Source organism: Micromonospora cabrerizensis (assembly GCF_022230955.1).
Taxonomy (GTDB): domain Bacteria; phylum Actinomycetota; class Actinomycetes; order Mycobacteriales; family Micromonosporaceae; genus Micromonospora; species Micromonospora cabrerizensis.
Window position 1 is genome coordinate 96695 of record NZ_JAKKFI010000067.1, and the last position, 15198, is coordinate 111892.

Here is a 15198-nt window from a genome sequence, read left to right on the forward strand (position 1 = left end):
GCGCTCCGCTGCGGCCCTGTACGGCTGCCCGGCACCCGCTGCGAACGAGCCGGTGGACGTGCTGGTTCCCCGAGCAACTCGGATCGGGCCGGCCGCCGGGCTCCGAATTCACCACGCGGAGTTCGATCCCGGCGACGCGGTGGACAGGGCAGGGCTGAGGGTGACCAGTCCGGCGCGCACCTGCTGGGATCTCGCCCGGTGGCTCGATGTGATCGAGGCGGTGGTCGTCCTCGATGGCATGCTGGCGAGACGGCTCACCGACGTGCCGGCCCTACGGGAGTACGCCCTGAGCCGGGCTGGTCGACGCGGCTGGCGGTCCCTGCTGCGTGCGGTTGATCTCGCCGACGGCGGCGCGGAGTCACCCCAGGAGTCACGCACGCGGGTGCGGCTGGTGCTCGCCGGCCTGCCCCGCCCTCAGACGCAGTGGGTCGTAGCCGACCAGGGCCGGTTCGTGGCCCGACTCGACCTGGCTTGGCCAGAGTTCAAGGTGGCGGTGGAGTATGACGGGCTCTGGCACGACGATCCTGAGCAGTTTCATCGGGACCGCCGGCGGCTCAACAAGCTGCTCGGCGGGGACTGGATCGTGCTGCACGTGACCGCCAGGCGCCTCCGGGACGACTTCGACGGATTCCTCGCCGAGGTCAGGGCCGCGCTGCGGGCGCGCTCCCGCTCCGTCCGGCCACGATGATCGCGCTCGAACATGGAAGTAGTGGCCTCCCCGCAAAGGGATGCCACTACTTCCTGGATCCAGCGCGATCATGCGCGCGCGTGCCCGTAAGGCGCTCGCGCCCGCGGGTTGTTATGCGGCGGGGAGGTACTTGGTCAGGTCGTCGAGGATCTTGTTGGCGGCACCGACGCCGATGCCCGTCATCCAGACCTCGTCGGAGACGGGGTACGCCTTGCCGGCCTTGACGGCGTTGAGGCCCTTCCAGAGGGTCCCGCCGGCGACCTTGGTCTGCTCGGCGGCAGCCTTGTCGCCGTACGCGGTCACGAAGATGACATCACCGTCGACCTCGTTGACCCGCTCGGGGCTGACCAGGTCGAAGCGCTTGTCCTCCTTGTTGGCGAGCAACTGCCGCTCGGGGCGGCCCAGACCGGTGTCGCCGATGACGATGCCGGAGAACGAGTCCGGGCCGTACACCCGGATGTTGCCGGGCAGGAACCGCACGATCGACACCTTGCGGGTGGCGGCGTCGCCGAGGGTCGCACCGAAGTCCTTGGCCCGCTTCTCGTACGCCCCGAGCAGATCCTTGGCCTGCTGCTCGCGGCCGAGCGCCTTGCCGTCCAGGAGGAAGTTGTCCTTCCAGGTGATGCCCACCTTGTCGGTGAACACGGTCGGCGCGATGGCGGCCAGCTCGTCGTAGAACTTCTCCTGGCGGAACTTGCTGCCGAGGATGAGGTCCGGCTTGAGCGCGTTGATCGCCTCCAGGTCGGGCTCGGCGAGCACCCCGACCTCCTTGATGCCGGCGAGCTTGTCCGCGCCGAAGTAGGTGGGCCAGCTCTTGGCTTCGCCGGCCGTGGCGGCGCCGACGGGCGTGACGCCCAGCGAGAGCGCGGTGTCGATCTTGTCGGTGTCGAGCACGACGACGCGCTTGGGCTCGGCCGGGACCTTGGTGGTGCCCATGGCGTGGGTGATCTCCCGGGTCTCCCCGGTGGTGGAGCCGGCGACCGGGTCGCTCTCACCGCAGGCGGTGAGTCCGACGCCGAGGGCGACGGCCGCGGCGAGAGCGGCGACGAGACGACGCATCAGAGTCCTTTCGAAGGGTGCGAGCCGGCGAGCGGGGTGGCCGCGTCGCCGGTGGTGGGTCGGGCGCCCGGTACGGACGCCGTCGACGAATCAGGGTCTCCCGTGACAGCGGACCCGACGGAACCGCCCGCGCCGCCAACGGACTCGGACCCGGCGGAACCGCCCAGGCCGCCCACAGACAAGGACGCGGCCCCGGCGGAGTTGCCGCCCGTGTAGGCGGGCACCACCAGCGGCGCGCCGGTCACCGGGCAGGGCACGACCACGCAGGCCAGCCCGAAGACGTCGCGGACCAGGTCGGCGGTGAGGATCTCCCGGGGCGGCCCGGCGGCCACCACGGCACCGGCGCGCATCGCGACCAGGTGGTCGGCGTAGCGGGCGGCCTGGTTCAGGTCGTGCAGCACGGCGACCACGGTGCGGCCCCGCTCGACGCGCAGCCGGTGCAGGAGGTCCAGCACCTCCACCTGGTGGGCCAGGTCGAGGAAGGTGGTCGGCTCGTCCAGCAGCAGGGCGTCGGTGTCCTGGGCGAGCGTCATGGCGATCCACACCCGTTGCCGCTGACCGCCGGAGAGGCTGTCCACCGGTCGGTCGGCCAGGTCGGTCACGTCGGCCAGGGCCATGGCCTGGTCGACGGCCGCGCCGTCCTCCGACGACCACTGCCGCCACCAACGCTGGTAGGGCTGCCGGCCGCGCCCGACCAGGTCGGCCACGGTGACGCCCTCGGGCACCAGCGGGCTCTGCGGCAGGACGCCGAGGCGGCGGGCCACCTCGCGGGTCGGCAGCTCGCGGATCGCGGTGCCGTCCAGCAGCACCGTGCCCCGGCGTGGGGTGAGCAGTCGGGCCATGGTGCGCAGCAGGGTGGACTTGCCGCACGCGTTCGGGCCGACGATCACGGTGAACGCGTCGGCGGGCAGGTCCAGGTCGAGCCCGTCGAGCACGGTCCGCTCGTCGTAGCCGGCGACCAGGTCGCGGGTGGAGAGCATCACACGACTCCTTGAGGCGTCACGAGGACCGCCGCCGTCCGCGCAGCAGCAGGAAGATCAGGTACGGGCCACCGATCGCGGCGGTCAGCACGCCGGCGGGCAGTTGGGTGGGTGCGAGCAGCCGTCGGCCGGCCAGGTCGGCCAGCACCAGCAGCAACGCGCCGAGCAGCGCGGCGCAGACCAGCGGTGGCCGTTCGGCGCGTACCAGTCGACGGGCCACCTGAGGCGCGACCAGCGCGACGAAGTCGACGGCGCCGACCTGGGCGGTGACCATCGCGGCGACGAGCACGCCGGTGCCGGCCAGGCCGATCCGGCGGGCCACCGGGCGCAGCCCGACGCCCCGGGCGGTGTCGTCGTCCAGGGCGGTGCTGTTCAGCGCCCAGCCGGCCCAGGCCAGCACCGGCAGGAGCACCAGCAGGGTCCCGGCGATCCAGGCCGCCTCGGTCCAGCCCTTGCCGGCCAGGGTGCCGATCAGCCAGATCTGCGCGCGGAGGCCGTCGATCGGGTCGGCGGTGAGCATGACCACCTCGGTGAGCGCCCGGAAGCCGAAGGCGACCGCCACCCCGGCGAGCACGAACCGCTGCGCGGCCAGCCCGTGCCGGGCGCCGAGGGCGAACAGCAACACCGCCGCCAGCAGCCCGCCCACCAGCGCGGTGGGTGCCACCAGCACCGCGGCCATGCCGCTGGTCAGGGCCACCGTCGCGGCGAGGCCGGCGCCCTGGGTGATGCCGATGACGTCCGGGCTGGCGAGTGGGTTGCGGGCCACGCTCTGGATCAGGGTGCCGGCGATGCCGAAGGCCGCGCCGGCCACCGCCGCCAGCACGACCCGCGGCAACCGAAGATCAAAGACCACGAGGTCGTACGGGGTGCCGGCGCCGGAGAGGGCGCGCAGCACGTCGGCGGGGGCGACGTAGGGGGTGCCCAGCGAGAGGCTGAGCACGACCGCCAGCAGGAGCAACACGGTCAGCACGGCGGCGACCAGCACCGCGCGGCGGCGGACGACCAGGCTGACCGCGCCGACCCGCAGCAGCGACCGCCCGGGCAGCCGGGCAGAGCCGCCACCAGGCGAGCCGGCGGCCCCGACGGCCAGCGATCCAGCGGAGCGAGCCGGGCCAGCCAGGCCGACAGAACCAACGGGACCAGCAGAACCCGCCGAGCCAGCCGAGCCGGCCGAGCCAGCAGAGCCAGCCGAGCCGGCAGAGCCAGGTGGGTCGGTGGGGCCCGAGGGGCGCTGGGTGGTGGTCACGCGGTCACCACCCGGGCGCGGCGGACCAGGACGGCCAGCAGTGGCGCTCCGATCAGCGCGGTGACGATCCCGGCCGGTATCTCGCCGGGCGGGGCGACGACCCGGCCCACGATGTCGGCGCCGAGCAGCAGCGCGGGCCCGAGCAGGGCGGAGACGGCGAGGGTCCAGCGGTGGTCCGCGCCGACCAGGGCGCGGGCCAGGTGCGGCACGGCCAACCCGACGAAGGCGACCGGTCCGGCGGCCGCCACCGCGGCCCCGGTCAGCAGCACGGCGGCGAGCCCACCGCCGAGGCGGACCAGGCCGATCCGGTGGCCGAGACCGCGGGCCACGTCGTCGCCGAGGGCCAACGCGTCCAGGCCTCGAGCCACCAGGGCGGCCAGCACCAGACCGGCGAGGACGAAGGGCAGCACCTGCGCGGCGACCGAGAGATCGCGGCCGCCCAGGCCACCGACCACCCAGAACCGGTACTCCTCGAAGGTGCGGGCGTCGATGCTGAGCAGCGCGTACACCCCGGAGGCCAGGCTGGCGTCGAGCGCCGCGCCGACCAGCGCGAGGGTGACCGGGCTGGCGCCCTCGCGGGCCCGGGTGGCGATGGCGAAGACCAGCAGCCCGGCGATCAGCGCCCCGGCGATGCCGAACCAGACGTACCCGGCGAGCGTGCTGATGCCGAAGACGGAGATGGCGAGCACCACACCGAACGACGCGCCGGCGCTGATGCCGAGGATGCGGGGCTCGGCGAGGGGGTTGCGGGTGAGCGCCTGGAACAACACGCCAGCCACCGCGAGGGCGAGCCCGACGGTGAGGCCGAGCGCGGTGCGCGGCATCCGCAGCTCACGGACGATCGTGCTGGCGTCGCCGCCGTCCGGTGCGACGAGAGCGTGCCAGACCTGGTCGATGCCGAGTTGCCGGCTGCCGAGCGCGAAGCTGGCCAACACGGCGAGCAGCAGCACCAGCGCGGACCCGACGGTGACGGCCACCCGGCGGCCGGTGCGGGTGCCGGACCGGTTGCGGGCCTGGGTCGGCCGGGTGGCGAGGGTGGTCACGAGTCTCCTGCACGTTCATGCTTAGGTACGCCTTACCTTAGCCGCTCAGGTGGGGGCCACCTAACTGGCGCTTGTCGATCCGCGCGCGCCTGAGCAGGGCAGACGCCCGCGCGAAGGGGGCGGCGCACCTAGGGTGGGCTCATGCGATTCGACCAGCACACGGTCGTCCTCCTGGCCCGACCGTCACACCCGCCAGAGTTGCCGCAGGACGCGATCGACCGGTTGCAGGACGCGCACCTGGCCCACCAGGCGGGGCTGGTGGAGCAGGGGCTGGTGCTCGCGACCGGGCCGTTCCTGGACGCCGACGACGACCAGCTGCGGGGCTTCGTCGTGCTCTCCATCGCCCCGGACGAGGCGCGTGACCTCTACGCCAACGACCCGGCCGTGCGGGCCGGACGCCTGACCGTGCGGGTGATGAGCTGGATGGTGCCCGAAGGCAACGTGCGGTTCGAGGGCGTGCCGCTCCCCCGGTCGATGCTGGAGGCGGCGGCGGGCGACTGAGTCAGCCGGTCAACGCACCGATCTCGACCACGCGCAGCGCGTCCAGCTCCCCGGTGATGACGCGCAGCGCCGGAAAACAGTCGGCCAGCACCTGCCGGCAGTCGCCGCACGGCTCGCTGACCTCGCGGCCCCGGTCGGCGACCGTGACGATCGTCTCCAACTCGGTGACGCCCTGTGTGGCGGCCGTGCCGATCGCCACCAGTTCGGCGCAGGCCCCTCCGGTGGAGTGCTGGACGTTAACGCCCGTGAAGACCCGCCCGTCGGCGGTCCGGGCGGCCGACGCGACGGTGTGGTGCCGGCTGCGGCAGCGCAGCTTGGCGACGGCGGTGGCGGCCTGCACCAACGCACGGTCGGTGTCCCGCAGCTCCATCTCGGCCCCCAGCGCTCGACGTCGAGCGCCCACTCTAGGTGCCGGTCGCGGGCGTCCACGGACCGGCCGCGCGGTAACCCAGGGGCGGTACGCCGCCGGGCTGCCTATCCTTGGGCACGACATGCAGAATCCAACCGCCTCCGTCGCGACCGACCCGGTTCGCGAGCTGCACCGCCGCCTGACTCCTCTGATGTTCCGCGACCAGCGCCGGCTCCAGCGGCGGCTGGACGGTGCCCGCAAGCTGCGTGACCCGCAGCGTCGGGAGGCGGCGCTGGCCGAGATCACCGCCGACCTGGTCCGGGCCGAGCAGCGGCTCGCCAACCGCCAAGCGGCGGTGCCCGTGATCACGTACCCGGCGGGGCTGCCGGTCAGCGATCGCAAGGACGACATCGCCACCGCCATCCGTGATCACCAGGTGGTGATCGTGGCGGGCGAGACCGGCTCCGGCAAGACCACCCAGATCCCCAAGATCTGCCTGGAGTTGGGGCGCGGGGTGCACGGCCTGATCGGGCACACCCAGCCCCGACGGTTGGCCGCCCGCACGGTGGCCGACCGGATCGCCGACGAGCTGGGCACCGAGCTGGGTGACGTGGTCGGCTACAAGGTGCGCTTCACCGACCAGGTCAGCGAGCGCAGCCTGGTGAAGCTGATGACCGACGGCATCCTGCTGGCCGAGTTGCAGACCGACCGGATGCTGCGCCAGTACGACACGTTGATCATCGACGAGGCGCACGAGCGCAGCCTCAACATCGACTTCATCCTCGGGTACCTGCGGGAGCTGCTGCCCCGCCGACCCGACCTCAAGGTGATCATCACCTCGGCGACCATCGAGACCGACCGGTTCGCCCGGCACTTCGCCGGGCCGCCCACGGCCGACGAGCCGGAGGGCGTGCCCGCGCCGGTGGTGGAGGTCTCCGGGCGTACCTATCCGGTGGAGGTGCGCTACCGGCCGCTCGTCGAGCTCGCCGAGGGCGAGGAGGACGGCGACGACGACGGCGAGAACGTCCGCGACCAGATCCAGGCGATCGGCGACGCCGTCGAGGAGTTGGCCGCCGAGGGTCCCGGCGACATTCTGGTCTTCCTCAGCGGGGAGCGGGAGATCCGCGACACCGCCGACGCGCTGGGCAAGCTGGTGCAGAAGAAACGCTCGCTGCTCGGCACCGAGATCCTGCCGCTGTACGCCCGGCTGTCCAGCGCCGAGCAGCACCGCGTGTTCGCCGCGCACAGCTCGCGCCGGGTGGTGCTCGCCACCAACGTCGCGGAGACCTCGCTGACCGTGCCCGGCATCAAGTACGTGGTGGACCCGGGCACCGCCCGCATCTCCCGCTACTCCAGCCGGCTCAAGGTGCAGCGGCTGCCCATCGAGCCGGTCTCCCAGGCGTCGGCCAACCAGCGCAAGGGCCGCTGCGGCCGTACCTCGGACGGCATCTGCATCCGCCTCTACGACGAGCAGGACTTCGGATCCCGCCCCGAGTTCACCGACCCGGAGATCCTGCGCACCAACCTGGCGTCGGTCATCCTCCAGATGACGGCGATCGGGCTCGGCGACCTGGCCGCGTTCCCGTTCATCGACCCACCGGACAAGCGCAACATCACCGACGGCGTCAACCTGCTGCACGAGCTGGGCGCTCTGGACCCGACCGAGGCGGACCCGGCGAAGCGGCTCACCGCGCTGGGCCGGCGCCTGGCCCAGTTGCCGGTCGACCCGCGCCTGGCCCGGATGGTGGTCGAGGGCGAACGCAACGGTTGCGCCACCGAGGTGCTGGTGATCGCCGCCGCGCTCTCCATCCAGGACCCGCGCGAGCGGCCGGCGGAGAAGCAGGCCCAGGCCGACCAGGCGCACGCCCGGTTCGCCGACAAGGAGTCCGACTTCGTCGCCTACCTCAACCTGTGGCGTTACCTGCGGGAGCAGCAGCGGGAGTTGTCCTCCAGCGCGTTCCGTCGGATGTGTAAGGCGGAGTACCTGAACTACCTGCGGATTCGCGAGTGGCAGGACATCGTCAGCCAACTGCGTCAGGTGCTGCGTACCCCGGCCGAGGGCGACCGGCGCGGTGGGCGACCGGCGCGCGACGCCGCCGACGGCGCGGACGCCGGCCGGGGTGAGAGCCGCCGTGGCGGCGCGGACCTGCCGGAGGAGATCGACACCCCGAAGGTGCACCAGTCGCTGCTGCCCGGCCTGCTCTCGCACATCGGCCTCAAGGACGCCCAGAAGCACGAGTACCTGGGTGCGCGGGGAGCGAAGTTCGCGCTCTTCCCCGGCTCGGCGCTGTTCAAGAAGCCGCCGCGCTGGGTGATGGCCGCCGAGCTGGTGGAGACCTCCCGGCTGTGGGGCCGCATCGCCGGCCGGGTCGAGCCGGAGTGGGTCGAGCCGCTGGCGCAACACCTGGTCAAGCGCAGCTACAGCGAGCCGCACTGGGAGAAGAAGCAGGCCGCGGTGATGGCCTACGAGAAGGTCACCCTGTACGGCGTCCCACTGGTCAGCTCACGCAAGGTCAACTTTGGGCGGATCGACCCGGCGCTGAGCCGGGAGCTGTTCATCCGGCACGCCCTGGTCGAGGGCGACTGGCAGACCCATCACCAGTTCTGGGCGGACAACAAGCGGCTGCTCGCCGACATCGAGGAGTTGGAGAGCCGCGCCCGCCGCCGGGACATCCTGGTCGACGACGAGACCATCTTCGGCTTCTACGACCAGCGAATCCCGGCCGACGTGTCCTCCGGACGGCACTTCGACAGCTGGTGGAAGAAGACCCGCCGGGAGCAACCCGACCTGCTCACCTTCACCCGTGACCTGCTGGTCAACGACGGGCGACCGGGGGTGGACGAGGACGACTACCCGGACGAGTGGCAGACCCAGGGGGTAACTCTGCCGCTGACCTACCGCTTCGAGCCGGGCACGCCGACCGACGGCGTCACCGTCGACATCCCGCTGCCCCTGCTCAACCAGGTGCCGGCGGAGAGCTTCGACTGGCAGGTGCCGGGGCTGCGCGAGGAGACGGTGATCGCGCTGATCCGTACGCTGCCCAAGGCGGTGCGCCGCAACTTCGTCCCGGTCCCGGACTACGCCCGCGCCGCCCTCGCGGCCATCACCCCGGGCGAGGAACCGTTGCTGGACGCGCTCACCCGGCAGCTACGCCGGATGACCGGCGTCACCGTCCCCCGCGACGCCTGGGAGCCGGGCAAGCTCCCCGCCCACCTGCGGGTCACCTTCCGGGTGCTCGACGCCGACGAGAAGCCGGTCGCCGAGGGCAAGGACCTGCCGGCCCTGCAACGTCAGCTCCGCCAGGAGGTACGCCAGGTCGTGGCGGCCGCCGCACCGGAGGTGGCCCGTACCGGGCTGCGCGAGTGGAGCATCGGCACGCTGCCCCGCAGCATCGAGCAGGTCCGCGCCGGCTACGCGGTGACCGCGTACCCGGCGCTGGTCGACGAGGGCGCCACGGTCGGGGTGAAGGTGTTCGACTCCCCCGCCGAGGCGGAGGCGTCGCACTGGGCGGGCACCCGCCGGCTGCTGCGGCTCACCGTGCCGTCCCCGGCGCGGTTCCTCCAGGGGCGGCTCACCAACGAGGCGAAGCTGGCGCTGAGCCGCAACCCGCACGGCGGCGTGCAGGAGCTGATCGAGGACGCGGCGGGCGCGGCCATCGACCGGCTGATCGGCGCGGCGGGCGGGCCGGCGTGGGACGCCGACGGGTTCGCGGCCCTGCGCGAGAAGGTCCGCGCCGACCTGGTCGACACCGTGGTCGAGGTGATGGACCGGGTTCGCAAGGTCCTCGCCGCCGCGTACGCCGTGGAGCAGCGCCTCGGCGCCACCCGCAACCTCGCCGTGGTGGCGGCGTTGGCCGACATCCGCAGCCAGCTCGCCGGGCTGGTGCACGCCGGGTTCGTCACCGAGACCGGGTACGCGCGCCTGCCCGACCTGCTGCGTTACCTCACCGCCATCGAACGTCGGCTGGAGCGCCTCGGCGGCAACCCGCAGCGGGACCGCCAGCAGCAGGACCGGATCGCGGCGGTGCAGAAGGAGTACGCCGACCTGCTCGCCGCTCTCCCGCCGGCCCGTCGGCAGGAGACCGCCGTCCGACAGATCCGCTGGATGATCGAGGAGTTGCGGGTGAACGTCTTCGCCCAGGCGCTGGGCACCCCGTACCCCGTCTCGGAGCAACGGATCTACCGGGCGATGGACGACGCCGAGGGCCGCTGACCCGGTCGGTCCGCTCTGGCCCGGCTGGCTCCCCGGGTCAGCCGGGCCGGGTCAGGTCAGGGGCTCCACGCCGGGCGGCAGCTCACCCCGGTCGATAGCGGACTGGATGTAGTCGAGCAGGATCCGCCGCAGCTCCCGACCCGCGTGGGTGGGCACGATGTCGCGGCGGCGGGCCACCGCGATGGTGCGTCGCACCCCGGGCGGGGCGAGGGGGGTGATCCGCACGCCGGGGCGGCGGGCCAGCACGATGCCCGGCACCAGCGCGATGCCCAGCCCCGCCTCGACAAAGCTGAGCACGGCGTCCATCTCGCCGCCGTCCACCGCGAAGCTCGGTTCGAAGCCCGCCTCCCGGCAGGCCTGGATGGTCGCGTCCCGCAGGTCGTAGCCCTCCCGGAACATGACCATCGGCTGGTCCCGCAGGTCGGTGATGCGCAGCTCACCGGTCGCCGACGCGGTGGGCACCTCGCCCACCGAGGCCACCACCAGGCTCTCCCGCAGGATCGGGTCGACCCGCAGCCCGGGGTCGGCCCCCTGTGCCGGCATGATGATCAGGGCCAGGTCGAGGTCGCCCCGGAGCAGGTTGCGCACCAGGTCCTGCGAGCCGCCCTCCTCGACGCGCAGGTCGATGGTGGGGTGCGCGTCACGGAACCGGCGCAGCACCGGCGGGGCGAGCGAGGTGGCCAGACTCGGGGTGGCCCCGAGCCGGACCCGACCCCGACGCAGCCCGACCAGCTCCTGCACCTCCCGGGTGGCGGTCTCCACGTCGGCGAGGATCCGGGTGGCCAACGGCAACAGCACCTCCCCCGCCGCGGTGAGGGCGATGTTGCCCCTTACCCGCTCGAACAGTGGTGCTCCGAGGTCGGCCTCCAGAGCGTGAATTTGCTTACTGAGAGACGGCTGAGTGATGCCCACGATGTCGGCGGCTTGGGTGAAATGTCGTACTTCGGCCACCGCGACGAAGTACCGGAGCTGATGGAGCTGCATCTACATAGCCTACGGCTATCAACACTGCGAGTTTGATGCATTGGACGACTGATCGAAGTGCTCCTAGCGTCGGTCCTGTGGTAATCACGAAAACTCGGTCGCCCATCCGCTCGAACGTCGGCCTCAAGGCCGTCATGGCGGTGACGGGCATCCTGCTGGCGCTGTTCCTGATCGCCCACATGCTCGGGAACCTCAAGGTGTTCACGGGGGAGACCTCGTTCGACCACTACGCGCACTGGCTGCGCGACATCGGCAAGCCGCTGCTGCCCGGCGTCTGGTTCCTCTGGATCCTGCGCACCGTGCTGCTCGTCGCGGTCGTCGCCCACATCGTCGCCGCCACCGTGCTGGCCCGACGTGCCCGCGCCGCCCGCCCGGTCAAGTACGCGCACCGCAAGAAGGTCAACGGCAGCTACGCGGCCCGCACGATGCGCTGGGGTGGAGTGATCATCCTGCTCTTCGTGATCTACCACCTCCTGGACCTGACCACCGGCACGCTGAACCCGGTCGGCGACGCCAGCAAGCCGTACGGCAACGTCGTCGCCGACTTCGCGCCGGAGCGCTGGTACGTGACGCTCTTCTACACGCTGGCCATCCTCGCGGTGGGCTTCCACCTGCGCCACGGCGCGTTCAGCGCGTTCCGCAGCCTGGGTCAGCAGACCCCGCGAGGCGAGCGTCGGGCGCGTACCGCAGCTCTGGTCTTCGCCGTGCTGCTCTGCGCCGGGTACCTGGTGGTCCCGTTCGCCGTACTCACCGGATTGGTGTCCTGACATGGAACTCTTCACCGAGGGCGACCCGATCGCCGACACCAAGGCTCCCGCCGGCCCGGTCGAGAAGCGCTGGGAGACCCGCCGCTTCGAGGCCAAGCTGGTCAACCCCGCCAACCGACGCAAGATGACGGTGATCGTGGTCGGCACCGGCCTGGCCGGTGGCTCGGCCGCGGCGACCCTGGCCGAGCAGGGCTACCACGTGAAGTCCTACTGCTACCAGGACAGCCCGCGCCGGGCGCACTCCATCGCGGCACAGGGCGGCATCAACGCGGCGAAGAACTACCGCAACGACGGGGACTCCGTACACCGGCTGTTCTACGACACCGTCAAGGGCGGCGACTTCCGCTCCCGCGAGTCGAACGTGCACCGGCTCGCCGAGGTCTCCGTCAACATCATCGACCAGTGCGTCGCCCAGGGCGTGCCGTTCGCCCGCGAGTACGGCGGCCTGCTGGACACCCGCTCCTTCGGCGGTGCCCAGGTGCAGCGCACCTTCTACGCCCGGGGCCAGACGGGTCAGCAGCTGCTGCTCGGCGCGTACCAGGCCCTGGAGCGGCAGATCGGCCTGGGCAACGTCGAGATGAACGCCCGGCACGAGATGCTGGAGCTGGTCCTCGTCGACGGCAAGGCCCGCGGCATCGTCGTCCGGGACCTGGTCACCGGCGAGATCAGCACCGAGATGGCCGATGCCGTGGTGCTCGCCTCCGGTGGCTACGGCAACGTCTTCTACCTCTCCACCAACGCCAAGGGCTGCAACGTCACCGCCACCTGGCGGGCGCATCGCAAGGGCGCGTACTTCGCCAACCCCTGCTACACGCAGATCCACCCGACCTGCATCCCGGTCTCCGGCGACCACCAGTCGAAGCTGACCCTGATGAGCGAGTCACTGCGCAACGACGGCCGGGTCTGGGTGCCGAAGACCAAGGGTGACGACCGCAACCCTCGGGAGATTCCCGAGAACGAGCGGGACTACTACCTGGAGCGGATCTACCCCTCCTTCGGCAACCTGGTCCCCCGCGACATCGCCTCCCGCGCCGCGAAGAACGTCTGCGACGAGGGCCGGGGCGTGGGGCCGACCAAGCTCGGCGTCTACCTCGACTTCGCCGACGCGATCAACCGGCTGGGCCGCAAGGCCATCGAGGCCAAGTACGGCAACCTCTTCGAGATGTACGAGCGGATCACCGGCGAGGACCCGTACGAGGTGCCGATGCGGATCTACCCCGCCGTGCACTACACGATGGGCGGCCTGTGGGTCGACTACGACCTCCAGTCGAACATCCCCGGCCTGTTCGTGATCGGTGAGGCCAACTTCTCCGACCACGGCGCGAACCGCCTCGGCGCCTCCGCGCTGATGCAGGGCCTCGCCGACGGTTACTTCGTGCTGCCCACCACCCTCGCCAACTACCTGGCCTCCGGCCCGCTGGAGAAGGTCGACGCCAGCCACCCGGCGGCGGTCGCGGCCCGCACCGACGTCGAGGACCGCGTCCAGCGGCTGCTTGCTGTCGACGGGGACCGGACCGTGGACTCGTTCCACCGGGAACTCGGCCAGATCATGTGGGAACACTGCGGCATGGAACGCAGCGAGGCCGGGCTGCGCAAGGCGATCGACGAGATCCGCGGCCTGCGCGAGCAGTTCTGGCAGCGCGTCAAGGTGTCCGGCACCGGTGAGGAGCTCAACCAGTCGCTGGAGAAGGCCGGCCGGGTGGCCGACTTCTTCGAACTGGCCGAGCTGATGTGCATCGACGCCCTGCACCGCGAGGAGTCCTGCGGCGGCCACTTCCGGGCCGAGCACCAGACCCCCGACGGCGAGGCGCAGCGCGACGACGACCGGTTCGCGTACGTGGCGGCCTGGGAGTTCACCGCCGACGGCGAGCCGTCGGTGCTGCACAAGGAAGACCTGAAGTTCGAATACGTCCACCCCACGCAGCGGAGCTACAAGTGAACCTGACCCTGCGCATCTGGCGCCAGAAGGGCCCTGAGGACAAGGGTCGGATGGTGACCTACCCGGTCGACGACGTGTCCCCGGACATGTCGTTCCTGGAGATGCTCGACGTGCTCAACGAGCGGCTGATCCTCTCCGGCGAGGACCCGGTGGCGTTCGACCACGACTGCCGCGAGGGCATCTGCGGCATGTGCGGCCTGATGATCAACGGTGACGCGCACGGGCCGCAGCGCGGCACCACCGCGTGCCAACTGCACATGCGGCAGTTCAAGGACGGCGAGACGATCGACATCGAGCCGTGGCGGGCCAGCGCCTTCCCGGTCATCAAGGACCTGGTGGTCAACCGGGGCGCCTTCGACAAGATCATCGCGGCCGGCGGCTACGTCACCGCGCCAACCGGCAGCGCGCCCGAGGCGCACTCCACCCCGGTCGCCAAGGCCAACGCGGACGCCGCCTTCGAGTCGGCGGCCTGCATCGGCTGCGGCGCCTGCGTGGCAGCCTGCCCGAACGGCTCCGGCATGCTCTTCACCGCCGCCAAGCTCACCCAGCTCTCGCTGCTACCGCAGGGCCAGCCGGAGCGGTACACGCGGGTGATCGGCATGGTCGACGCGCACGACGAGGCCGGCTTCGGCGGCTGCACCAACGCCGGCGAGTGCACCCCGGCCTGCCCGAAGGGCATCCCGCTGAACACCATCGGCCGACTCAACCGCGACTACCTCGCGGCCACCGCGAAGGGTGCCAACAACACCCCCGGCTCCTGAGGCCACCGCACGACGCCGGACCGCCGTACCCCTGCACTGTTTTCGGGGTACGGCGGTCCGGCGTTTGCCCTTGGCCCGGCGTTCGGTCCTTGGCCCGGCGTCCCCCGAGCCCGAGCCCGCTTGATCCACTCGGATTTCATGAAGTCGGGCTTTCACCGCACCTCGGATACCGCGACTTCAAGGAACACGAGTCGATCAAGCCGCTCTCGGCCTGCCCGAGTCGCGCGGCAGGACAACAGAACCGACAAGCCGGACACATCGAGGCGCGATGACCAGGGCTTGCAGACCAGCGCGTGCAGACCAGCGCACTGAGCCCACCCGAAGCGCCCCCACCTGCCGGGGTTGTCGGGCGGCGCGCAAGGAGCGGACGGACAGCGGCCACCCACGGGGCTGGGGGCGACCGTTCCCGGCGCAGGGATCAAGCCTGACCGCCCGGAGCCGGGGACGGTCGCCCCCAGCCCCAGACCGCAACCACCGAAGAAGACGCCGCGCCAGCCCCGGACCGCAACCACCGACGAAGACGCCGCCCCAGCCCCCACCGCCACCACCGACGAAGACGCCGCCCCAGCCCCCACCGCCACCACCCACCGCAAGACAGCGCCGCGAACAAACCGGACATCGGAGCGCGAAGCCGGTTCAAGTGCCCGAGCCCGGGTAGCAGTCTCTCG

Annotated in this window: 11 protein-coding genes and 1 pseudogene; 6 read left to right on the forward strand and 6 right to left on the reverse strand. The window is 71.7% G+C overall.

The window, feature by feature from the left end; genetic code table 11:
- Positions 1-160: 160 nt before the first annotated feature.
- On the forward strand, positions 161-688 hold the full coding sequence (locus LADH09A_RS16815; RefSeq protein ID WP_238646191.1) for an endonuclease domain-containing protein: 528 nt from the start codon (positions 161-163) through the stop codon (positions 686-688).
- Between the two features lie 111 nt (positions 689-799).
- Here the strand turns inward: LADH09A_RS16815 and LADH09A_RS16820 are convergent, their stop codons facing one another.
- The 4 genes and pseudogenes from LADH09A_RS16820 to LADH09A_RS16835 all read right to left on the reverse strand — a co-directional run bounded on the left by LADH09A_RS16820 (position 800) and on the right by LADH09A_RS16835 (position 5016).
- Positions 800-1747, reverse strand: coding sequence for an ABC transporter substrate-binding protein (locus LADH09A_RS16820; protein WP_238646192.1), 948 nt, complete (start codon positions 1745-1747; stop codon positions 800-802).
- Positions 1748-1962: 215 nt separating this feature from the next.
- Positions 1963-2727 (reverse strand): annotated as a pseudogene (locus tag LADH09A_RS16825) (ABC transporter ATP-binding protein); the annotation flags it as partial.
- A 19-nt stretch (positions 2728-2746) separates the two neighbouring features.
- Positions 2747-3973 (reverse strand): FecCD family ABC transporter permease, encoded by a 1227-nt coding sequence (locus LADH09A_RS16830; RefSeq protein ID WP_238646193.1) that lies wholly within the window; start codon positions 3971-3973, stop codon positions 2747-2749.
- Positions 3970-5016, reverse strand: a complete 1047-nt coding sequence (locus LADH09A_RS16835; protein WP_238646195.1) for a FecCD family ABC transporter permease — start codon at positions 5014-5016, stop codon at positions 3970-3972. The genes LADH09A_RS16830 and LADH09A_RS16835 overlap by 4 nt, the downstream gene beginning before the upstream one ends.
- 141 nt (positions 5017-5157) lie before the next feature.
- On the opposite strand from LADH09A_RS16835, the gene LADH09A_RS16840 reads away from it, so the two are divergent.
- Positions 5158-5517, forward strand: coding sequence for a YciI family protein (locus LADH09A_RS16840; RefSeq protein WP_238646197.1), 360 nt, complete (start codon positions 5158-5160; stop codon positions 5515-5517).
- Between the two features lies 1 nt (position 5518).
- On the opposite strand, the gene LADH09A_RS16845 is transcribed toward LADH09A_RS16840, so the two are convergent.
- Entirely contained in the window at positions 5519-5887 is a 369-nt protein-coding gene (locus LADH09A_RS16845; RefSeq protein ID WP_238646199.1) for a cytidine deaminase family protein, read from the reverse strand.
- A gap of 121 nt (positions 5888-6008) precedes the next feature.
- Here LADH09A_RS16845 and hrpA point away from each other — a divergent pair, with 121 nt between their 5' ends.
- On the forward strand, positions 6009-10079 hold the full coding sequence (hrpA, locus tag LADH09A_RS16850) for an ATP-dependent RNA helicase HrpA (protein WP_238646201.1): 4071 nt from the start codon (positions 6009-6011) through the stop codon (positions 10077-10079).
- A 51-nt stretch (positions 10080-10130) separates the two neighbouring features.
- Here hrpA and LADH09A_RS16855 read toward each other — a convergent pair whose 3' ends face one another.
- Entirely contained in the window at positions 10131-11063 is a 933-nt protein-coding gene (locus LADH09A_RS16855) for a LysR family transcriptional regulator (RefSeq protein WP_238646203.1), read from the reverse strand.
- 35 nt (positions 11064-11098) lie between these two features.
- Between LADH09A_RS16855 and LADH09A_RS16860 the strand changes: the two genes are divergently transcribed.
- The 3 genes from LADH09A_RS16860 to LADH09A_RS16870 are packed head-to-tail and all read left to right on the forward strand — an operon-like array spanning position 11099 to position 14530.
- Entirely contained in the window at positions 11099-11830 is a 732-nt protein-coding gene (locus LADH09A_RS16860) for a succinate dehydrogenase cytochrome b subunit (protein ID WP_274529630.1), read from the forward strand.
- Position 11831: 1 nt separating this feature from the next.
- Positions 11832-13769 (forward strand): fumarate reductase/succinate dehydrogenase flavoprotein subunit, encoded by a 1938-nt coding sequence (locus LADH09A_RS16865; protein WP_238646204.1) that lies wholly within the window; start codon positions 11832-11834, stop codon positions 13767-13769.
- Entirely contained in the window at positions 13766-14530 is a 765-nt protein-coding gene (locus LADH09A_RS16870; RefSeq protein ID WP_238646206.1) for a succinate dehydrogenase/fumarate reductase iron-sulfur subunit, read from the forward strand. Before LADH09A_RS16865 ends, LADH09A_RS16870 begins: the two co-directional genes overlap by 4 nt.
- Positions 14531-15198 lie beyond the last annotated feature (668 nt).

Bases quoted from the DNA above. Each gene is read 5' to 3' on its own strand.
- LADH09A_RS16855 (WP_238646203.1), bottom strand. From the start codon at position 11,063: ATGCAGCTCCATCAGCTCCGGTACTTCGTCGCGGTGGCCGAAGTACGA.
- hrpA (WP_238646201.1), top strand. From the start codon at position 6,009: ATGCAGAATCCAACCGCCTCCGTCGCGACCGACCCGGTTCGCGAGCTG.
- LADH09A_RS16820 (WP_238646192.1), bottom strand. From the start codon at position 1,747: ATGCGTCGTCTCGTCGCCGCTCTCGCCGCGGCCGTCGCCCTCGGCGTC.
- LADH09A_RS16845 (WP_238646199.1), bottom strand. From the start codon at position 5,887: ATGGAGCTGCGGGACACCGACCGTGCGTTGGTGCAGGCCGCCACCGCC.
- LADH09A_RS16865 (WP_238646204.1), top strand. From the start codon at position 11,832: ATGGAACTCTTCACCGAGGGCGACCCGATCGCCGACACCAAGGCTCCC.
- LADH09A_RS16860 (WP_274529630.1), top strand. From the start codon at position 11,099: ATGCATTGGACGACTGATCGAAGTGCTCCTAGCGTCGGTCCTGTGGTA.
- LADH09A_RS16840 (WP_238646197.1), top strand. From the start codon at position 5,158: ATGCGATTCGACCAGCACACGGTCGTCCTCCTGGCCCGACCGTCACAC.